The following is a 19,167-nucleotide window of genomic DNA, read 5'->3' as shown; positions in this document are numbered from 1 at the left end:
ATGTTATTTATAATTATTTGTTTTTAAATGATAAATTTAAATTATTGGTGAATTAGACTTTAGTCTAATAATCGATTGGATGTTGGAATATTAGGCTGTAGCCGATTAAATTGCGTATGTTTTTAAGGTGCAACCTAAATGCATCTTTATGCCAATTAGGCATATAATTGCGTGATTGATGATAATGATAGAATTCCAGCAAGGTGCATTGTGAGCTTTACCCAATCCGACTGGCTAAATTTTCTTAAACCGAATTACAAAGTTCTTCCTGTAAAAGAGCGTTTACTTTCAGCAATCGGGGCCTTGTGTGGTTTGGCAATTTCCTCCCTGTTGAGCTGGTATGTCTTAGATGGCATGAATGCATGGTATATCGCACCTATGGGAGCGTCATCCGTTTTATTATTTGCTTTACCGAGTAGTCCTCTGGCTCAGCCGTGGAACGTTATTATTGGTAACACGCTGGCGGCTTTTATTGGGGTGGCATGTGTCGAGTTATTGCCTGATTTAACCACGGCGTTTAGTGTCGCTGTGGGATTGGCAATTTTTGTGATGATGACGACTGACTCCTTACATCCGCCGAGTGGTGCTGTGGCAATTACCGCGGTATTGGGAGGGGACGCGGTTCATGGTCTAGGTTTTTATTTCATTCTTTATCCCGTATTGCTGAACACCATTATATTGTTGCTATTTGCGGTTTTATTTAATCGTTTAATTGGGCGACATTACCCCATGACTGCTCACGTCAATGTACGCTCTAAAGATCCAACGCCCACTCAAAAGGTTTCTATTCAGCCGAAAGATATTGAGTATGCGTTAGAGCAACATACGGAATTACTTGATATTAGTCAGTATGATTTAGAAAAAATTATTTTGGATGCACAAGAACGTGCACAAGGGCGATTACATCTTGATTTTGTCTGTCAGGATATTATGAGTAAAGATGTGATCAAACTACATGAGGATGATGATATTCATCAAGCCTTGGATAAATTTAAGGCGGTCAATTTGATGAGCTTGCCAGTCGTCAATAGTCAGGATAACTTAGTTGGGACACTCGCCTTATATGAGGTGGTGGAATGGTTTAAAAATGCCACAGATCCACGAAATTCATGGCAGCATTACGTCAAACAAATTATGAGTCGCCGTGTAGTTACGGTAGATCCATTACAACCGATTCAAGACTTGGTGCCTTACTTTGTGGAGAAATCATTTAACTATATTCCCGTGGTTGAACAGCAACGTTTGGTGGGAATGATTAGTCGCGCGGATATGATTGCGGCGTTGCAGCAGCAATTAAGCCAATAATCTTTTTTAGCTCAAAAAAGCTACGGTTGTATTAGGGGTAAAATCAACCGTAGCGACCAAAAGGTAAGAAGAGCTTAGCGGTTTATATTCTTCTCGTCATAAATCGTTTTTACAGGTTGTTGATAACCTTGCACCTGTGCGGTCTGTGTATCCTGCTTTTTAGGAATAACCAACCACAAAATAAGGTAGACCAAAATCCCAGGAAATGCCGCACTCATAATCGAGATCACAACAAAGATCAGGCGTAGTAAATTTACATTCCAACCAAATCGTTCAGCAATACCGCCCATTACACCTGCGATCATGCTTTTTTGGTTTGAGCGATATAAACCAGAAGTGGTCATCTAATTCTTCTCCTAAACTGAATGAAACCTCAGTAAAAATAAGCAATTGTTTTGCGAATTACTGATAATAATGAGATAGGGATAATCTGAGCAATTTAAAGTTTAAATAGATGAGAAATTGGTTACGATGTGTAATTTGCTGCTGGAAAAAACAACAATATCGCCTAAAATGCACCGACTTAAAGCAGGTCGCTTTGTCACCTTGTGCTACAGTCCTATCGTTTTTCCACCATGCTGGTTGTTCAAGAATCTCATAAATCAGTATTCTGTTGTAATTAATACATTTATATATTTCAAAGGTATAGGTGGAATGTGCGATAGCCATGTTGTTGATGTTAGAGATTTGTGGATATGCATTTCCAGTTGTCCTTCCCGCATTTTAGTGTAGGAATCCTTTTGATTTTGGGTTTAAGTGCTTGTGATAGTCAGCACCCAGAATCGACACAGCAAGCCCAGACGCCACCCAGCTATGAAGCGGATGAGCAGCCAGCGGTAGATGAAGGAATGTCCTTAACTAAAGTTGCAGGACAAGCATCGTTGCCTTATTCAGAGACTCAGGTGCGTAATCTAACTCAACCCTCTGAAGCAAGTCTGGGCTATGTGGGGCGTTACCATGCTCGTATTCCATGTACTGACCCTTTTGCAGGTTGTGTCAATTTAGAGAATGAGGCGGAGTACATTCTTAACCTGCTCGAAGATGGCTCTGTTTATTGGACCAATACGAGTTTTGGTCGTTTAGGAATAGATGCTTCGCGTAATGTTACGAAAATAGAGCAGTTGTGTAATCAGGTCCAATGGTATGCACATGAAGCCCAAAATGAAATTATAGTGCGTTGTGATGCGGCCAATATCAGTTTTTACTATCAGGTCAACCAAGACGGGAATTTGGTGCTGGATTTAGATAAGTTGTGGCATGGGAATAATGGAGAGAACCAAATATTCTTTAGCGAGTACCCATTTCCTAAAAAAGCTTATGTTTTTAAACGAGTCAGCTAAAATAAAAAAGAGCGCATTTTGCGCTCTTTTTTTAACAGTTTCGATTAGTAATCGAAGCTGAAGTGTTCTGGTGCTAGAGAAGTTAAAGTGCGAGATGGAGTAACCATCGATTCTGCATGACCTTGAGCACGTGGCAATAAACGGTCGAAGTAGAAATCTGCAACTTTGATCTTCGCTTTATAGAATTCAGGTGTTTCAATACCGTTACCTGCTTCTAATTTTTCAGAAGCGATCACAGCTTGTTGAGCCCAGAAGTAAGCCATCATGACATAACCAGAGAACATCAAGAAATCAACTGAAGCAGAAGATACGATGTCACGGTCTTTACGTGCAGCAAGCATGATGCGAACGGTCAATGTGTTCCATTGAGCACAAAGCTTCGTTAAATCCCAAGCAAAACGACGTAAGTACTTATTACGCGCATGAGTTGCACAGAACTTCAAGATTTCAGCTGTGTAGTCACGAACTACTTTGCCTTTTGAGCTTAAAAGAACTTTACGACCAATTAAGTCAAGTGCTTGGATACCTGTTGTACCTTCGTACAAAGTTGAGATACGTGCATCACGTGCAATTTGTTCCATACCCCATTCTTTGATGAAGCCATGCCCACCGTAAACTTGCATACCGTGATTCGCTGCTTCTAGACCTAATTCAGTCAAGAAACCTTTAAGAATTGGTGTATAGAAACCTAATTTGTCATCGTATGCTTCGTAAGCTGCTTGGTCGCCGTTTACAAGCGCATCAGTCATTTTGTCAGCAAGTTTTGCAGCGTGATAAATCATGGCACGGCCGCCTTCAGCGACTGCTTTTTGAGTTAAAAGCATGCGGCGAACGTCTGCATGGTGAATGATCGCATCTGCTACACGCTCTGGCTCTTTCTTACCAGAAAGTGCACGCATTGACATACGATCTTTTGCATAAGGCAAAGCACCTTGGAAAGACAATTCAGCATGTGCGATACCTTGAACAGCTGTACCGATACGTGCAGTGTTCATGAAGGTAAACATTGCATGTAAGCCTTTGTTAACTTCACCGATTAAGTAACCTGTTGCATTGTCAAAGTTCAACACTGCAGTTGCAGAAGCACGGATACCCATTTTGTGTTCGATCGAACCACAAGAAACCGTGTTACGTTCACCCACACCGCCATCAGCAGTCGGGATGAACTTAGGTACGATGAATAAAGAGATACCACGAGTACCAGCAGGTGCATCTGGAAGGCGAGCAAGTACGATATGGATGATGTTCTCTGTTAAATCATGCTCACCTGCAGAGATGAAGATTTTTGTACCAGAGATTTTATAAGTACCGTCAGCAGCAGGTTCTGCTTTAGTTTTTACTTGACCTAAGTCAGTACCACATTGAGGCTCAGTTAAGCACATTGTGCCAGACCAAGTGCCTTCAACGAGTTTAGGCATATATGTATTTTTTTGCTCATCAGTACCGAACTGCATGATCGTGTTCATACAACCTGTACTTAAACCAGGATACATGGTGAATGACCAGTTAGCAGTACCCATCATTTCAGATTTGATGAGGTTTAGAGACATTGGTAAGCCTTGACCACCAAACTCTTCAGGATAAGAAAGACCTTGCCATCCACCCATTACAAACTGGTCATACGCTTCTTTAAAGCCTTTAGGCGTAGTCACTTCACCGTTGTTGAATGTGCAACCTTCTTCGTCACCAGATTGGTTTAGTGGAGAAAGTACATTTTCGCAATAATCTGCTGCACCTTCCAAAATCATATCTACAGTTTCAGCATCCGCATTTTGACCACTTGTCAAAGTTTGGTAATGTGCTGGATAATCTAACATTTCGTTCATTAAGAAACGAACATCACGGAGCGGGGCTTTATATGCTGGCATAATCTTAATCCTGTATTTGAATCATTTTGGATTATCTGTTTCGATAATTTAGATTATTCACAATGGTAATCAAAATACATTGATAAGCCCAGTAGAAAAAAATGTCAGAAAAGCGAATTTTGTAAGGCTTTGATTCGTGAGTTAGTCCTCTTTTTATTTGATTTTTAAACGTAAGTTTACAATGAGAATAGTTCGATTTTTTTATTGAAAATATAATGATATAAGGGTGGTTGGTAAAACTATGCGTTTAAAATATTTAACTTTATGTTTGTTGGGGCTTAGTCTTTCAGCCTGTTCTCAACATGTCATTAAAACCAATACTGCTCAGCTGGGGTTAGATCAAAAAGCGATTAACAGCATGAACGCGCTCTATGAATATCCGAGTTATGATTACCGTGGAAAGTTCAATATCCATGTTGAGCAAGATCGTGATCAATCAACAAATTCAAAAACCAAAGCCACATTAGATACAGGGGTGAAGCAAAAAGTTGATCAGTATTTGCGTGAGCAAAAAGTCAAATTGAATCAACAGCAAAAACAGGCCTTATATGATGCATTGGCACAAGACAATAATTCGTATGGTCAAGCCAAAGTGGATAAAGTGATCCAAGGGATGGCAACGATTTTGAATGATATGCAATTTGAATATGATGGTTCAGTGCATTATCGTCAAAAAATGGGTTCATTTAATCTAACAGCGCGTTATGAGAAACCGACGCTATTGGTACAAGCCAAATTGCCTATGGTACTGGACTTAAATGACCATAAGTTTTATGTCAATTACTTTGGTTTGATGCCATATTTGGTGAATAAAGAAAATCAGAATAATTTAGCGTATTTCGATTTTTCTAAATATCAAGGTTTGATTAAAGAAGTTGATTATAAAAAGTTTGTTGAGTATCTCAAAGCATCAAGTGGCGTGTTTTATCGTTTAGCTGATCCGCAAAATATTCATACCTTATCCGTATCTTCTACTGAGCGTGCGGCAGGCGTAGTTGAAAAAATTCGCCTAAAAACCACTATTGAAGAAGCAATCCTTCAATCAACTTTATATGGCAAGGTCAATGAAAAATATTTAATGCAGGGCATTTTAAATATCAATGAGCAGAGCCTGGAAAAACTGATTGCAGATGAGGTTGATGCTCAAAATAAGAGTAAAACGGGGCCTTCTAAAAACACCAAAAATTCATCGAATGATGCCAGTGTGGTGAGTCAGCAACTCTATCAATTAGTTAATCAACATTTCGGTGTTGAGGATGATGGTGATGTCTATGGCTCTGCTTCTGATGACGCAACTATTGCCGCTTTAGAAGCTATGGCAGCAGCGGAAGCTAGCCAAGCAGCAGCATGGGAAAGTGATGATGAAGATCGAGCAGCAGAAAGTGGCTCTAGTTCCGAATCTGGTATGAAGGCTGCTGATGAAAGTGGTTTAAGTCGTGAGCAGTGCGACTCTTTATCTTCAAACGCTAAAATCACCTATGGCAATGCACAATATTGCCAAAGTATGTATGGTATTGATGTGTTCAATCCAACACAGTCTAATACCTCAAGTTTAATTTCTTATATCGCGAAATTAAGTGCGTTAGAAGAGTTATTCTCTGTCTATAACCAAGCTCAGTTTATTGACGATCATGCGTTCAAAGCACTTTGGATGAAGCATCAGACTGAAATCAATCAAGCCTTGCCAGCGACTAATAAACGCAATCCATTGATCATGGATATTAGTTTGGATGAAAAAGGGCGTGCGATTAACTATGACTATGATTTAAATTACACTTCCCCAGAATTGCGATCGCGTGTGAACATTAAAGCGGATATGCAAGTTTTAAATTATGGGAAAGGCACGCCGATTGATCGAGCACAATTAAAACGCGCAAAGTCATGGTCAGAAGTAAGTAAAGGATCGATGTTTGAGCAAGCGATAGGGCGTTTCTCTGAAAAAATGGGGCAGTCGGGGATTGTAGAGCGTGCAGCCCAACCATATACCCTGTCTTTGGATGATCAACTCAAAGTGATTGCGGCACAACGCTATGATGCGACGCGTTCTTATGAGCAAACATATAAAGCTGTATTTATTGCTAAATTAACTGAAAGTTCGCCACAAGTTGTACAGCGCTACTCAACCCAAGAGTTGCAAGAAATAGCAGGTGTGTATGCGTATTGGTATTCTAGTGAAGAAGTCTACAATCCAAAAGGTGCAGCACTTAAAACAATAGAAGCCTTGCAGAAGAAACACCATTTAGAAGATGACGAGCAGTTCGATTATCGTTTGGGTGAATCTGTGAATCGTATTGTGAGTGAGGCAATGCATAGCGATCAAGATCGCCAAGCATGGAAAAAGTTGCAAGCTCAATATAAACAGCCGCAACAGTTATTTGCTAAACAATACCAAGCTCAATTTGAACGTGAAAATGGTGCTTCAAGTGAGGAAAAAGTCTTACTAGAGCAGACCGCAAATATTTTAGGCCAAGTTTATGTCGCAGCACGTCATAACAAGTTGAGCTTGAAGACGATTCAGAACTTAAAGGTTGAACATGAAGAGTTTATTGATTATGAAATCTTTAAAGATGTTTATCAAAAGATGTTAATAGTTAAATAATTTAACGTATAAAAAAACCTGCATCATGCAGGTTTTTTTATAGATAGATTTATAAGAAATCCTTTAACTCCGGTTTAACCTTATTCCAAATATAAAAAGCTTCTATCGCTTGACCAACCAACATACCAAAACCATCAGTCGCGGGAACTTGGCGAGCTTGGGCTTGATCTAGAAAGCTTGAAGTTTTGCCATAGGCCATTTCATAAGCATGGTGAAATATTAAACTTTCAGGGAGTTGTAAACTTTCCCCTGTTAAACTTGCTGAAGTTGCATTAATTACCACATCAAATTCGCCAGTAAGTTGTTCTAGGCTGATAGCTTGAAGCGCTGCATTTGGTACAGCATCTTTTAAATCCTCAACCAATTGTTTCGCACGGGTCAAAGTACGGTTGGCGATCACGATGTGTTTTGCGCCAGCTTGAACCAGTGGATAAATCACCCCACGGGTTGCACCGCCCGCGCCCAAAATCAAAATACGGCTATTCTCAAGAGTCCAATCTAAGGCTTCAATCGCTGCAACCAAGCCTTGTCCATCCGTATTATCGCCATATAGTTTGCCATCTTGCATCCATAAAGTATTGACTGCTTTGGCAATCTTGGCGCGTTCAGTCAATTGATCGCATAGCGCAAAAGCTTGCTCTTTAAATGGCACAGTGACATTCATGCCTACACCCTTTTGATTAAAGAACGCTTTGACTGCTGATTCGAAACCATCTAGTGGAGCAAGAATTTTTTTATAATTTAAATCAACATCTGTTTTTGCTGCAAAAGCATGATGCAATTCTGGTGAGCGAGATTGTTCGATTGGATTTCCAATTACAGCAAATTGTTTGGTCATGAGTGATTCACCAATATCAGGAAGAGGATCAAGTGCTAATGTTTCTGGGTCATAAGGAATCGGCAAACCAATTGATCTGTCGTAACCCCTCTATGGCTTGAAAGTCTTTCGTATTTCGAGTGACCAGTGTCAAGCCTTTAGCCATTGCGATGGCTGCAATCTGTTCATCAACAAAAGGAATATTATTTCCATTTTTTTGAGTTTGTATTCTAATTTCTGCATGAATTTTAGCGGCTTGTGCATCATAATCCAGAATCGGAATTAAACTTACCACATCATGTAAAAATTTTGTGATGAGTTGCTTGCGTTGTCCATCAGGCATTTTGAGCCAGCCAAACCGTAATTCATGCCAGACAATGCTCGAAATCGCAATCTCATGGTGAGCATGATAAAACTGTTGTAACACGGCTGAGTCTGGTTGAGATTTGGCTAATTCAGAAACGATATTGGTATCAAGTAAATAGCTGATCTGGCTTACCATGAAAATTCACGTCCTTGGCTTGAGTCTCGCTCAGGATTAAATTCAGTATTTTCAGTATTTAATTCTTGAAGTGCTTGTTGATGCCAGTTTTCCCAAGCCTGCATAAAGTTTTCTGGCTCGCTTAGTAATTTTTGATATTCAGAATAAGAAAGAAGAACCGCTGATGTGCGACCATGTTGGGCAATAAAGGTTCTTTGGCCTTGTTGGCTTTGCTGAATTAATTTAGCCAGATTGGCTCGGGCATGTGTAAATGAGATATGTGACATTTTAAACCCTCTTTTTATTGTACATTTTATTGTACATTTTATTGGGGAGGGGTGTCTATTTTTAATATTCAAAAAAATCCCTAATATAAGATTAGGGATTGTAACTTGTTATTTTTGCAGATTTAACCAATCTCGAGGCTTTAAATAATAGTCAGTGAGACGTTTTTCAGCTGAGTTCTCATCCCATTCAGGACGATATGACCAGCCCGCCAAATTCGGTAAACTTACGAGAATCGATTCAATCCGTCCACCTGTTTGTAGGCCGAATAAAGTGCCACGGTCATAAACTAAATTATATTCAACATAACGACCACGACGATACAGTTGGAACTCACGCTGCGCTTCGGTATAAGGTTGTTCTCGATGTTTTTCAAAAATCGGTAAGATGGCTTCTAAATAACCATTACCCACAGCTTGCATATATTTGAAGCAAGTTTCGAAATCCCACTGATTCAAATCATCAAAGAATAAACCACCAACGCCACGCTGTTCATCACGATGCTTTAAATAGAAATAATCATCACACCATTGTTTATGTTCAGCATAGACATTTTCGCCAAAAGGCTGACATAGGTCATAGGCTGTTTGATGCCAGTTCTGAACATCCTCATCATCTGGATAAAATGGGGTTAAATCAAAACCACCACCAAACCACCATACTGGAGCTTGGCCTTCAGGCTCAGCGACGAATAGGCGCACATTGGCATGAGAGGTTGGAATATTTGGGTTTTTAGGATGAATCACAAGTGATACACCCAACGCTTGTGCTTTTGCACCTGCGATTTGCGGATGACGTTCTGTTGCAGAGGCGGGGAGTTTGCTGATATTGATGTGGGAGAACATGACCCCACCTTTTTCAATGACTTCACCATTTTGCAATACACGAGAGCGACCACCGCCACCTTCGGTTCGCTGCCAATCATCAATGATAAACTCAGCGGTACCGCCGCCTGCACGTTCCTGTTGCTCTAGTCCTGCACAAATACGTGCTTGTAGATCGAGTAAAAACTCGCGAACACGTTGAATATCAGCTGAAGTTGGATGCTGCATGATGATCCTCTTGAGGTGATCTGGGAATTAGTTACATCAAAACATAAATCCATAAAAAAAGTAAGGGATTTTTAAATGCATGATTAAAAATCCCATAATTCATTTATTTCTATAAGTTTAAAAGTGTGAATTAGAAGTCATCTTTTTTATAAAGATGATCCATACGCTCACGTTTGGTTTTTAAATAATGTTCGTTGAAGGGATTACGACCTACGGTGAGCGGAACGCGCTCGACCACATTAATCCCAAGATCCGTGAGCGCTTTTAGCTTTAGCGGATTATTAGTCAACAATTTTACTTCTTTTACTTGAAGATGGTCGAGCATGATGCTGCACATATCATAACGACGCGCATCAGCAGGTAAATTTAACAATAAATTTGCATCAACCGTATCATGGCCTTGATCTTGCAAAGCATAGGCACGGATCTTATTGGTTAAACCAATTCCACGACCTTCTTGGCGTAAATATAAAATCACGCCTTGACCAGCCTCATTAATCAGACGTTGCGTAGCTTGGAGTTGAGGTCCACAATCACATTTTAATGAAGCAAATGCGTCACCTGTTAAACACTCAGAATGAATACGTACCAGTACTGGTTGATTTGGAGCAGCTTCTAAACCTTTAGAAAGCGCCACATGCTCTTCGCCTGTTTCTGGGTCTTGGAACACGGAAATATTGAAGTCACCAAAAGCAGTTGGTAGCTTTGATGTAGCAATAAATTCAATTGGCACAGAGAGCTCACTATTATGATTAAAACAGTCAAAGTATAGCGTAATGTGTGAAGATTGAGTGAATTGGAATTTCTGATTTTTTATATTGAGATTTTCTTTTTCATATAAAGAACACAATATTCATAGAATAACAGTTGATAAACAGTGACATAATTCAGGATAATCACCAAGCCAGTCATCAATGATTGGTAAAAGAACGTTCAGCACTGCATCATTCGCACATGTGGCTGATTGAAGGTAGATCGTATTTAATTGTATGATTGCCCTCATTTAACCCAGCTTCGGATTTGCCAGGCTTAAAAAGGCTTTGCCACATTATGTTGTATACCGAAATTCCAACTCAACGCCCTGTTACGCCATTGTTAGATGGAATTGATCATCCGCAACAATTACGTCAGCTCGAGCAAAGCCAACTCGTACAAGTGGCGGATGAGTTACGTCAATATATTTTGTATGCAGCAGGGCAAAGCGGTGGTCACTTTGGTGCAAATCTAGGTGTGATTGAGCTTACCGTTGCTTTGCATTATTGCTTTAATACACCCCAAGATCGTTTGGTTTGGGATGTAGGCCATCAAGCTTACCCTCATAAAGTACTCACAGGTCGCCGTGAGCAAATCACGACGATTCGTACAAAAAATGGTTTAGCTGCATTTCCAGCCCGTGATGAGTCTGAGTTCGATACCTTTGGTGTTGGACATTCGTCAACTGCAATTTCAGCAGGTTTGGGCATGGCACTTGCTCGTCGTTATCAAAAAGATCCGTGTGATGTTGTGGCGATCGTCGGGGATGGTGCAATGACTGCGGGGATGGCATTTGAAGCCATGAATGACGCAGTAGCTCATGATGCCGATTTAATTGTTGTGCTAAATGACAATGATATGTCGATTTCGTGCAGTACAGGTGGTTTTGCCAAGCATTTGGCTGCTATTTGGGAAACAGGCCATCTTGTGAATGTCAATGAACATGGCGAAGCCTATGTTCAACCCCATCCAAAGTGGACTTATAATTCGCGGTTGCATCAATCGGCAACAGACGCAGCTGATAATTTATTTAAAGCGATTGGCTTTGATTATTTTGGTCCATTCGATGGTCATGATGTTGAACAGCTGACACAAGTTTTTCAGGCCTTGAAAAAACGCAAAGGCCCTCGTCTGGTTCACGTTTATACCAAAAAAGGTAAAGGTTTTGCGCCTGCTGAGGCTGATCCAATTACCTATCATGCTATTACTAAAATTGCACCAGTCGCCTCTACGGTTGTTAAAAAAGCACCACCAAAATATTCGGATGTCTTTGGACAATGGCTATGTGATGAGGCGGCTCAAGACCAACGCTTATTAGCCATTACTCCAGCCATGTGTGAAGGTTCGGGTATGGTCAAATTTGCCCAGCATTATCCTGAACGTTTTTTTGATGTTGCAATTGCCGAACAACATGCTGTGACTTTAGCGGCAGGTATGGCATGTGAAGGATTGAAACCTGTTGTTGCGATTTATTCAACTTTCTTGCAACGTGGTTATGATCAATTGATCCATGATGTTGCATTACAAAATTTAGATGTGACCTTTGGTATTGATCGTGCAGGTCTCGTTGGAGAAGATGGTCCAACCCATGCTGGGGCGTATGATTATGCCTTTATGCGGACTGTCCCGAATATGGTCATCATGGCACCAAAAGATGAAAACGAATGCCGTCAAATGCTACATACGGCTTATCATTACAATGGACCAACAGCTGTAAGATATCCGCGCGGTGTCGGTTTGGGTGTAGAAATACAACAGCAAATGACTGCTTTAGAAATTGGTAAAGCAGAGATTGTTGCTGAGTTTAATCCAAATGCAGATCAGCAGATCAGCATCCTTGCATTTGGTAGCTGTGTTGCCGTTTCAGTTGATGCAGCTGAACAATTTGCCAATCAACATGCTGTTGGTGTTCGTGTGGTGAATATGCGCTTTGTGAAACCGTTAGATGAACAGATACTGCGTGATTTAGCGCCACGTACGCAACTCTTTGTAACCGTGGAAGAGCATGCTGTGATGGCGGGTGCAGGTAGTGCAGTAAATGAATTCTTGGCACACGCGAAGATTGTAAAACCTATGTTGAACCTAGGTTTGCCAGATGAGTTTCTTCATCAAGCAACACATCAACAAATGCTCGCAGACTGTGGTTTGGATGCCAAAGGCATTTTACTTTCTATTGAAAAAGCTTGGCTGTGACGCATAAGTTTCTGTAAATGCGTAAATAATTTTTCTTAAAAATTTTTACCTAAAAGCCCTTATATTTGATAGAATATAGGGGCTTTTATGCATTATTCTTTGTCAAAATCTTCAAATTTGTAGTGGGTGTTCAATGGAACCTATGGTGGTTATGGCTGCGCGCGCGGCTCAAACAGTTGGTCAAGAGCTTTTAAAGGCTCATCAAAATCGTCATAAACTCGATTTACAAGTTGAAGAAAAAGACATTAATGGTCCAGTAACACGTGTAGATCGTTACTTGGAACAGCTTACAATTGATACCCTCCGCAAAAGTTATAAAAACCACAGCTTCCTTGGTGAAGAGTTTGGTATGCAAGAAGGTAAAGGTCACGATGCTGATTGGTGTTGGGTGATCGATCCTTTAGATGGTACACAGAACTTTATCAACGGCTTCCCACATTTCTGTATTTCAATCGCTGTACAACACAAAGGTGTGACTCAGCACGGTGTGATCTATGATCCAGTGCGTGATGAATTATTTTCTGCAAGTCGTGGTCGCGGTGCAGTGATGAACCAACGTCGTATTCGTGTCAATGTCAAAGAGAGTCTTGAAAATACTTTCCTAGCAGTTGGACATCCGTACCGTGCAAAACGTAATGGTGAAATCGTTTCTTATGCAGAGCAACACTTCGCTTCACTATTGGCTGTAACTAAATCAGGCGCTCACATTCGTCGTGGTGGTTCGGCGGCATTGGACTTGGCTTATGTTGCTGCGGGTCGTTTCGATGGTTTCTTCGAACTAGGTTTAAAACCCTGGGATATCGCTGCAGGCGAGTTGATTGTCAAAGAGGCGGGTGGTGTCGTGGTTGACGCACGTGGTGGTAATGATTCATTTGATAATGGTCAGGTGCTTGCGTCTTCACTTAAAATGTTGAAACCATTGATGCAAACTGTTGTTCCAGCTTGGAGTGAAGCTGCGAAATAATTTAAAATTTATCAAAGGTCTTTTATATTGAAAGGCCTTTGAAAATTATAGTTATACTTAGATAAAATAAAAAAAGAGAAAATGTAATGGATTGGATTTTAAGATTCGCTACGAAATTAAAAAGTTTTTTGGGACTAAAGCAGAAAGAAGATCATAAATCCTATAATTATGATAATCCTTATCGTTACATTGATGAGTCAATAACAGTCCAACAGCAATGTGAAAGACTATTGGAGTTGGATCATTATGACCACGAAAATATTATTTGGGATTTACAAATGCGTGAAGATTCATATGCTATCCCTTATATAAAAGAAGCAATTCTATTGAAGCCCCGATTAGAATACTTGAGCTATGATGATTATGGTTCATATTATAAAAAGTGCTTTTGGGCATTACGTACAATAGGAACGGAAGAAGCAATTGCTGTAATTAAAGAGTGTGCCCAATCAGATAATCCTGTACTTAGAAATGAAGCAGAATATAGGCTCAAACAGATTGCACTAGGCCGATGAATATTTACTCAAATTGCTAATTATTCTTAAATTATTTATTTGAGATTTGATTTGAATACATTTCAAAAAAGTGATCAAGTGGAAAAGTTGATTAAAAAGGGTGACTTTTTAAATTATTCTGCTATAATCCGCGCACGCACTTAAATTCCAGTTCATTACCTGAACATTCAGTTCTATTCATATTATGCGCACGCTGTCCATAGAGAGGACCACATCTTGCGCCCAAATCGCTTAGCGATTCTTCAGGTTGAGGCAGTAATCAAGCGTGCGTTAGTCCACATCGTCGTTATTCGGATTGCCGCTGAATTTTATCTATTTTCAGCTTGAGTCGCTTTGCCGCTTGTTGCCGATGTCTATTTTTTGTATTTATTAAAATGGAGCACCCATTAGGGTGAAACTCTCTATGAGCAAAACTTTTGCCGAATTTTCTTTGCACGAAACCTTACAACAAGCTTTAGAAGGTTTAGGTTTTACTACGCCAACTCCTGTGCAAGAACAAGCGATTCCAGCTGCGTTAGAAGGAAAAGATTTATTGGTTTCAAGCCAAACTGGTTCTGGTAAAACAGCAGCATTCTTACTTCCTACATTAAACGCTTTAGCGGGTCAGGAAACTTTTGTGCCATTCAAAGAGCGCATGAAAGCGGTGACTCAGCCAACGATTTTAGTTATTTCTCCTACGCGTGAATTGGCTCAACAGGTTAGCCAAGATGCGATTGCATTTGTACGTCACATGAAAGGTGTTCGTATTGCTGCAATTATGGGTGGTATGCCTTTCGGTAAGCAAATTCAACAGCTTAAAGGTGCGCAAGTTGTTGTTGCGACCCCGGGTCGTTTACTTGACCTTGTAAATCGTCGTCAATTAAAACTTGATAAAGTTGAATCATTAATTGTTGATGAAGCAGACCGTATGCTTGATCTTGGCTTTGCTGAAGATTTAGAAGCAATTGGTGAATTAGCTGCGAACCGTAATCAAACATTAATGTTCTCTGCAACTTTTGCAGATCGTATTATTCGTCTTGCTGAACGTATGATGAATGATCCACAGCGTATTGCGATTGAAACTGGTCACAGCACCAACACTGATGTAACTCAAACATTGCATTGGACGGATGGTTTCGAACACAAGAAAAAATTATTGACTCATTGGTTATCTGACGAGTCAGTAGATCAAGCTGTTGTATTCGCGAGCACACAAGAAGATACAGACATGCTTGCTGAAGAATTAGCTGAAGCAGGTCATTCTGTAGTTGCATTACATGGTGCGATGCCACAAACCGTTCGTAACCGTCGTTTACGTAGCATTCGTGAAGGTCGTGCAAAAATCTTGGTTGCGACTGACGTTGCAGCACGTGGTTTAGACGTACCAACCATTTCACACGTGATTAACTTCGGTTTACCGATGAAAAATGAAGACTATGTACACCGTATCGGTCGTACAGGTCGTGCGGGTCGTACAGGTCAAGCTGTGACTTTAGCTACTTACCGTGAGCGTGGCAAAATCCGTGCTTTAGAAGATTATTTAGATGCTCGTTTAAATGTATCTGAAATCGAAGGCTTAGAGCCATCTCCACCTCCTGCACGTTCAGGTCGTGATGGTGGTGGTCGTGGTCGCGGCGGTCGTGATGGCGGTGGCCGTGGTCGTGGCGGTTTTGGCGGTGGTCGTCGTTTCGAAGGTGAAGGTAACTTCAAACGTCGTGAAGGCGGTGATGATCGTCCTCGTCGTAGCTTCGATGATAAACCACGTGGTGAACGTCCATCATTTGGTGGTGAAGATCGTCCACGTCGTGAGTTTAATTCAGATCGTCCACGTCGTGAAGGTGGTTTTGAAGACCGTCCACGTCGCGAGTTCAATTCAGATCGTCCACGCCGTGAAGGTGGTTTTGAAGACCGTCCACGTCGCGAGTTCAATTCTGATCGCCCACGTCGTGAAGGCGGTTTTGATGATCGTCCAAAGCGTAGTTTTGGTGGTGAAGACCGTCCGCGTCGCGAGTTCAATTCTGACCGTCCTCGTCGTGAAGGTGGTTTCAACGATAAGCCGCGTTTTGACTCAAATGATGACAACCGTGGTAACCGCGTAGACTACAAACCACGTCGTGAAGGCAGCTTCGGCGACCGTCCAAAACGTGATTTTGGTGATCGTCCACAACGTGAAGGTGGCTTTGGCGACCGTAAGCGTAGCTTCGGTGATGACCGTCCAAAACGCAGCTTCGGTGGTGATGACCGTCCAAAGCGTAAGTTTGGTAACGATGATCGCCCAGTACGTGGTACACGTGAAGAAACTTTCGGTGGTGACCGTCGTCGCAAAAACGATTTTTAATCGATAAAAACCGATGAAAAGAAAAAGCCAGTTGAAAAACTGGCTTTTTTATTTGTGATTAGTCAGGTAAAATTGTAAAAACGAGTACTAATTCAAATTTTATAAAAGAAAATGAATAGGATTAATCAAAGTAACGGTTTTAGCCATCAAATCTGGTCGTTCATTTGCAATGAAGGGCTACCCTGCTTATTCGTCATCTTAATGTTATGCAATGGTTTATTTTTTGCTTATGCGGTATTTGATCAAAATAATGCCAATGCGTTTAAAGTGAATACCCAGCAAACCCCTGAACTTATTGATTCCAAGCAGGGCTACATAAATTAAATAATCTTGATACATCACTTATCAAAATAAAAACAACCATTTAATCTTTCAGTGTATAGTATGCGTGCATAAAAAGTGCAGGAATGAATGCCATTATGAATAATAACTCTCCTCTCGATGCTGAAGCCTTAATTGAAGTCAGAAACTTAAGCTTTAATCGAGGAGAACGCGTCATTTATGACGATATCAGTCTTAAAATTCGACGTGGTCAAATTACTGCAATTATGGGACCTTCTGGTACGGGTAAGACGACTTTGCTTCGTTTGATTGGTGGGCAATTGGTTCCCGACCAAGGTGAAGTATTGCTGGATGGTCAAGATATCGCCACGATGTCACGTCCAGAGCTTTTTGCGGCTCGCGCGCGTATGGGAATGTTATTCCAAAGTGGTGCTTTATTCACAGATATGTCTGTGTATGAAAATGTTGCCTTCCCGATCCGAGCACATACCAAATTACCTGAACACCTGATTGCTGAGTTGGTTGGTTTAAAGCTTGAATCAGTTGGGTTACGTGGTGCCGAGCAGTTAATGCCTTCTGAGCTTTCAGGCGGGATGAATCGTCGAGTTGCTTTGGCACGTGCGATTGCATTAGATCCAGAACTCATTATGTATGATGAGCCTTTTGCTGGACAGGACCCGATCGTGATGGGTGTATTGACTCGACTAATTCGGTCTTTGCGAGAAGCGCTTGATTTAACCACAATTATTGTTTCGCATGATGTTGCAGAAACATTGTCAATTGCTGACTATATTTATGTGGTTGCAGAAGGAAAGATTCAGGGAGAAGGTTCACCTGAACAATTAAAAAATCATGCCTCACCATTTGTTCGTCAGTTTTTAACAGGTTCAATTGAAGGGCCAGTTGAATACCAATTTACGCATCAAGCATATTTAGATAACGAGGTTCGTCCATGAATACGATTGCCTGGTTAGGTAGACTCGTTATTGAGCGAATAAAGGGGATTGGTGCTGCATCACTGATGCTCCTACAAATTTTATTTTCGATGCCATCAAAAGGTGGTTTCCAGCGCTTTATTTATCAAATGTACCGTGTCGGTGTGATGTCTTTATTGATTATCTCCGTATCGGGATTATTTATTGGTCTAGTGTTGGGTTTGCAGGGCTACTCAATTTTGGTCAATGTGGGCAGTGAAGCCATGCTCGGTACCATGGTGTCTTTAACATTGTTACGTGAATTGGCACCCGTTGTTGCTGCATTATTATTTGCAGGGCGCGCAGGGTCTGCATTGACTGCCGAAATTGGTTCCATGAAGCAAAGTGAACAGCTTGCTAGTATGGAAATGATTGGGGTCGATCCGCTTAAACAAATCGTATCACCACGTTTATGGGCCGGTATTGTGAGCTTGCCGATGTTAACAGTAATTTTCGCTGCAATTGGTATCGTTGGCGGTAAGCTGGTGGGTGTGGATTTCCTTGGTGTGGATGAAGGTTCATTCTGGGGTGGAATGCAAAGTAGTGTTCAATTTGGACATGATGTGGTCAACGGCATCATTAAAAGCATTGTCTTTGCTCTGATTTGTACATGGGTGGCGGTATATCAAGGTTATGCTTGTGACCCAACCCCAGAAGGTATTGCGACTTCGATGACGAGAACGGTCGTATATTCTTCGCTTTGTGTATTAGGTTTTGATTTCGTGTTGACTGCGGTCATGTTCGGAGGGATTTAATGAAATCACGTACTAGTGAGCTGGCCGTAGGTATTTTTGTCATTATCTTCGGTATTGCTCTATTTTTTCTTGCAATGAAGGTGAGTGGTTTGGTGGGTACCAATCTCCGTGACAGTTATAGCATGACAGCTCAGTTCGACAATATTAATGGGTTGAAAACACGCGCTAAGGTCACGATGAGTGGTGTCACGATTGGTCGTGTTGACTCGATCACACTTGATCCAGTGACACGTTTAGCGACAGTTAAGTTTGATCTAGATGGAAAACTGACCAGTTTTAATCCAGAGCAGCTTAAAGCAGTTCAAAACGATGCTCTGGAAGAATTACGTTACAGTGCTGACTATGAGCAGGCTGATGCTGCGCAACAAAAAGCAATGGAACAGCAACTTATCAGTAACATGACCTCCATCACCAGTATTGATGAAGATGCTTATATAATGGTAGCGACCAATGGCTTATTGGGTGAGAAGTATTTGAAAGTTATCCCAGGTGGTGGTGTCAACTACCTCAAACGCGGTGACGTAATTTCAAATACCCAAGGTACAATGGATCTAGAAGATTTAATCAGTAAGTTTATTACTGGTGGCGGTGCTGGCAAAGTTGCATCTGATACTGGAAGTTCAGTATCACAAGCAGATGCTGAACCATCTTTTGCTGAGTAATCGTA

18 protein-coding genes are annotated in these 19,167 nt (G+C 41.0%); 11 read left to right on the top strand and 7 right to left on the bottom strand.

Annotation, left to right across the window (positions count from 1 at the left end; all coding sequences use genetic code 11):
• Nucleotides 1–210: 210 nt before the first annotated feature.
• The gene (locus DK207_RS13070; RefSeq protein ID WP_109441544.1) at nucleotides 211–1,305 is read left to right on the top strand and encodes an HPP family protein; all 1,095 of its coding nucleotides are present in this window, start codon (nucleotides 211–213) and stop codon (nucleotides 1,303–1,305) included.
• A gap of 74 nt (nucleotides 1,306–1,379) precedes the next feature.
• Here the strand turns inward: DK207_RS13070 and DK207_RS13065 are convergent, their stop codons facing one another.
• Nucleotides 1,380–1,649 (bottom strand): PspC domain-containing protein, encoded by a 270-nt coding sequence (locus DK207_RS13065; protein ID WP_109441538.1) that lies wholly within the window; start codon nucleotides 1,647–1,649, stop codon nucleotides 1,380–1,382.
• 351 nt (nucleotides 1,650–2,000) lie between these two features.
• Between DK207_RS13065 and DK207_RS13060 the strand changes: the two genes are divergently transcribed.
• Nucleotides 2,001–2,645 (top strand): hypothetical protein, encoded by a 645-nt coding sequence (locus DK207_RS13060; protein WP_109441537.1) that lies wholly within the window; start codon nucleotides 2,001–2,003, stop codon nucleotides 2,643–2,645.
• 44 nt (nucleotides 2,646–2,689) lie between these two features.
• On the opposite strand, the gene DK207_RS13055 is transcribed toward DK207_RS13060, so the two are convergent.
• On the bottom strand, nucleotides 2,690–4,513 hold the full coding sequence (locus DK207_RS13055) for an acyl-CoA dehydrogenase C-terminal domain-containing protein (protein WP_109441536.1): 1,824 nt from the start codon (nucleotides 4,511–4,513) through the stop codon (nucleotides 2,690–2,692).
• A 241-nt stretch (nucleotides 4,514–4,754) separates the two neighbouring features.
• Between DK207_RS13055 and DK207_RS13050 the strand changes: the two genes are divergently transcribed.
• Nucleotides 4,755–7,112: a hypothetical protein gene (locus tag DK207_RS13050; protein WP_109441543.1), complete on the top strand. Its 2,358-nt coding sequence runs from the start codon at nucleotides 4,755–4,757 to the stop codon at nucleotides 7,110–7,112.
• Between the two features lie 49 nt (nucleotides 7,113–7,161).
• Here DK207_RS13050 and aroE read toward each other — a convergent pair whose 3' ends face one another.
• From aroE to ribA, 5 genes are all read right to left on the bottom strand, one after another.
• Nucleotides 7,162–7,950: a shikimate dehydrogenase gene (aroE, locus tag DK207_RS13045; protein WP_109441542.1), complete on the bottom strand. Its 789-nt coding sequence runs from the start codon at nucleotides 7,948–7,950 to the stop codon at nucleotides 7,162–7,164.
• A 49-nt stretch (nucleotides 7,951–7,999) separates the two neighbouring features.
• Nucleotides 8,000–8,431, bottom strand: coding sequence for a type II toxin-antitoxin system VapC family toxin (locus DK207_RS13040; protein ID WP_109441535.1), 432 nt, complete (start codon nucleotides 8,429–8,431; stop codon nucleotides 8,000–8,002).
• Nucleotides 8,425–8,697, bottom strand: a complete 273-nt coding sequence (locus DK207_RS13035; RefSeq protein ID WP_109441534.1) for a type II toxin-antitoxin system Phd/YefM family antitoxin — start codon at nucleotides 8,695–8,697, stop codon at nucleotides 8,425–8,427. Before DK207_RS13035 ends, DK207_RS13040 begins: the two co-directional genes overlap by 7 nt.
• 108 nt (nucleotides 8,698–8,805) lie before the next feature.
• Nucleotides 8,806–9,747, bottom strand: coding sequence for an oxygen-dependent coproporphyrinogen oxidase (hemF, locus tag DK207_RS13030; RefSeq protein ID WP_109441533.1), 942 nt, complete (start codon nucleotides 9,745–9,747; stop codon nucleotides 8,806–8,808).
• Between the two features lie 130 nt (nucleotides 9,748–9,877).
• The gene (ribA, locus tag DK207_RS13025; RefSeq protein ID WP_109441532.1) at nucleotides 9,878–10,480 is read right to left on the bottom strand and encodes a GTP cyclohydrolase II; all 603 of its coding nucleotides are present in this window, start codon (nucleotides 10,478–10,480) and stop codon (nucleotides 9,878–9,880) included.
• A 317-nt stretch (nucleotides 10,481–10,797) separates the two neighbouring features.
• Here ribA and dxs point away from each other — a divergent pair, with 317 nt between their 5' ends.
• The 8 genes from dxs (at nucleotide 10,798) to DK207_RS12990 (ending at nucleotide 19,162) form a co-directional block, all read left to right on the top strand.
• A complete protein-coding gene (gene dxs / locus DK207_RS13020; protein ID WP_109441531.1) occupies nucleotides 10,798–12,693 on the top strand; it encodes a 1-deoxy-D-xylulose-5-phosphate synthase in 1,896 nt (631 codons plus the stop codon).
• Between the two features lie 133 nt (nucleotides 12,694–12,826).
• A complete protein-coding gene (locus tag DK207_RS13015) occupies nucleotides 12,827–13,657 on the top strand; it encodes an inositol monophosphatase family protein (RefSeq protein ID WP_109441530.1) in 831 nt (276 codons plus the stop codon).
• A gap of 86 nt (nucleotides 13,658–13,743) precedes the next feature.
• Nucleotides 13,744–14,172: a hypothetical protein gene (locus DK207_RS13010; RefSeq protein WP_109441529.1), complete on the top strand. Its 429-nt coding sequence runs from the start codon at nucleotides 13,744–13,746 to the stop codon at nucleotides 14,170–14,172.
• 403 nt (nucleotides 14,173–14,575) lie between these two features.
• Complete coding sequence (locus tag DK207_RS13005; protein WP_109441528.1) at nucleotides 14,576–16,489, top strand: DEAD/DEAH box helicase; 1,914 nt, start codon at nucleotides 14,576–14,578, stop codon at nucleotides 16,487–16,489.
• 111 nt (nucleotides 16,490–16,600) lie between these two features.
• Nucleotides 16,601–16,813 carry a hypothetical protein gene (locus DK207_RS15780; RefSeq protein WP_162540234.1) on the top strand — a complete coding sequence of 71 codons (213 nt, stop codon included), beginning with the start codon at nucleotides 16,601–16,603 and terminating at the stop codon, nucleotides 16,811–16,813.
• Nucleotides 16,814–16,908: 95 nt separating this feature from the next.
• On the top strand, nucleotides 16,909–17,727 hold the full coding sequence (locus DK207_RS13000) for an ABC transporter ATP-binding protein (RefSeq protein WP_109441527.1): 819 nt from the start codon (nucleotides 16,909–16,911) through the stop codon (nucleotides 17,725–17,727).
• Nucleotides 17,724–18,500: a lipid asymmetry maintenance ABC transporter permease subunit MlaE gene (gene mlaE / locus DK207_RS12995; RefSeq protein ID WP_004641120.1), complete on the top strand. Its 777-nt coding sequence runs from the start codon at nucleotides 17,724–17,726 to the stop codon at nucleotides 18,498–18,500. The genes DK207_RS13000 and mlaE overlap by 4 nt, the downstream gene beginning before the upstream one ends.
• Complete coding sequence (locus DK207_RS12990) at nucleotides 18,500–19,162, top strand: outer membrane lipid asymmetry maintenance protein MlaD (RefSeq protein ID WP_109441526.1); 663 nt, start codon at nucleotides 18,500–18,502, stop codon at nucleotides 19,160–19,162. The genes mlaE and DK207_RS12990 overlap by 1 nt, the downstream gene beginning before the upstream one ends.
• Nucleotides 19,163–19,167: the final 5 nt, after the last annotated feature.

Origin of the sequence: Acinetobacter haemolyticus (assembly GCF_900406815.1) — a bacterium.
GTDB lineage: Bacteria > Pseudomonadota > Gammaproteobacteria > Pseudomonadales > Moraxellaceae > Acinetobacter > Acinetobacter haemolyticus_A.
Note: the sequence above shows the minus strand (reverse complement) of the source record. Positions and strands in the feature narration are given on the sequence as shown.